Source organism: Kaistella sp. (assembly GCF_049588135.1).
Classification (GTDB): Bacteria; Bacteroidota; Bacteroidia; order Flavobacteriales; family Weeksellaceae; genus Kaistella.
The window spans coordinates 1-1,783 of record NZ_JBAVFG010000058.1 but is presented as its reverse complement, the minus strand read 5'-3'; the positions used below and the strand labels follow the sequence as shown (position 1 = coordinate 1,783).

Genomic DNA, 1,783 nt, shown 5'->3' with positions numbered 1-1,783 from the left:
GGGAAATTGTCCGTTTCTTTTTTCTAAAATTTTCAAAACTTCGGAATGCAGATAAATAAACTCTTCAGAATCGTGGGTTTGGTTTTCTATTTTCTTTTGTTTGAATTTTAAAATATTGGTATTGATGATATTTTTTGCATCAAAGTTTAATAAATCTGAAACCCTCGCACCTGTATAAAATCCTACTATAATCCAATCTTTGGCGTTTTCTAAATATTCGTGTGGGTAAATGGTATTTTTAATCTGCTCCAGCTCTTCAAATGATAAAATCGGTGGAGTGTAGTTTTGTTTGGCTCTCATAAATTCCCAATGCAAAACTTCCGTATTTACATCAATTTTCTTTTTTGAGGCGAAACTGCAAACGGTTTTGATGTATTTTAAATCTTTTATTATCGTGCTGGAGCTGTATTTTTCTTTCTGCATCCACTTGGCCAAATCGTCCCGAAAATCGTCGTTAACGTTTTTAAGTAATATTTGTTTATCGAATATGATAACACGGTTTTTAATGGTGATGAGTTTCTTCCGTGTGGCTTCGGTAATGGGGTCTTGTTTGCCCTCAATACGTCGGCTCTTATCTTTAATGTAATAATCAATGAAGTTTACCAAATCCGTTGGAATTGATGTTTTGGCAGTTTTCGGTTTTTCCTTTTCGGGGAAATATTTTTTATTGTAGAAATCTTTTATTTCGACTGCCTTTGCATCGGGATTATTTGCAAGAAACATTGATATTTCAGATTTTAATACTGCAAGATTGTTATTTAAAATAGCAATTTCAGAATTAAAGTTTTTTTCAATGACCGCTTTTGGTGTCCTTTTGATTAGTTCAGATTTATAACTTTCCTTTTCATCGTCCCAATGTTCGGGATTAATCGAGTAGGGCGTTTTTAAAATTATTTTAAAATTCCTGCCTTTCGTATATCGAAAATAAATTGATGAGGTTGCCCCTGTTTTGGAACGTAAAAATAGTTTGATTGCCACCACATTTTTTTTGAACAAATCAAAGATATAAAATTCAGTTGATACAAAATAGTGTTTTTGCAATTTGTGTCAACCGTTGTATCAACCAATTTGAATCTCAATACAATTTAATAACACGAAATAACACGTTAAAAATATCTTCTAAACACCATGAATATGTTGTTTTTGAAACTGAAAGGCAATAAAAAAGACACTTCGTTGAAAGTGCCTAAATTCGTGAATTGTGGAGTTGGAGGGATTCGAACCCTCGTCCAAACAAGCAACACATAAGATTTCTACATGCTTATTCTGCAATTAATTTTCGATTGTAAACAGAGCACAGACACCCAATTTACAACTTAACTTCTTAAGTTTTCGATCCCGAACCGAAGTCTTTCGGGACTTATTTCTGCATTGCTATGCCTCAGAATCAAACGCCGCAGAACGGAGCATTTGCGAGACATCTTGCCTCCTTACTATCTTCGGGAGAGCGCTTGAATCCTACTTTATTCAGATTAAGCTGCAAGAGCGAACTCTTGGTTGCCAGTTAAAAGTTTGCAGCAAGGGATTAAAGAGATCGCGCTACGGTTCTCTGCATGCTTACTTACCCATCGATCTTGCTGTCGAAACCAGTCAACCCCATGTTTTGTAAGACTGCAAAGATAAACAAAAATTACCTTAATCAATATTAATTGTGCACTAAGCAGATTCGAGTTTTGGGCGTATCCTTCACTCGGTCATTCCGGCTCGTCTAAAGACGAGACTCCATTTCCTCATTCAGGTCGGGCTTTCCGTTGCAATCTTTTGGGGGAAAGTGGTGCGAGCG

The 1,783-nt window shown here is 35.8% G+C and carries 1 protein-coding gene and 1 other RNA gene; both read right to left on the bottom strand.

Annotated features, from left to right (window positions below; all coding sequences use genetic code 11):
• The coding region (locus WBY99_RS03325; RefSeq protein WP_423974918.1) for a phage integrase SAM-like domain-containing protein at positions 1–978 on the bottom strand (978 nt) is incomplete at its 3' end.
• 221 nt (positions 979–1,199) lie between these two features.
• Positions 1,200–1,598: a transfer-messenger RNA gene (gene ssrA / locus WBY99_RS03320) on the bottom strand.
• Positions 1,599–1,783 lie beyond the last annotated feature (185 nt).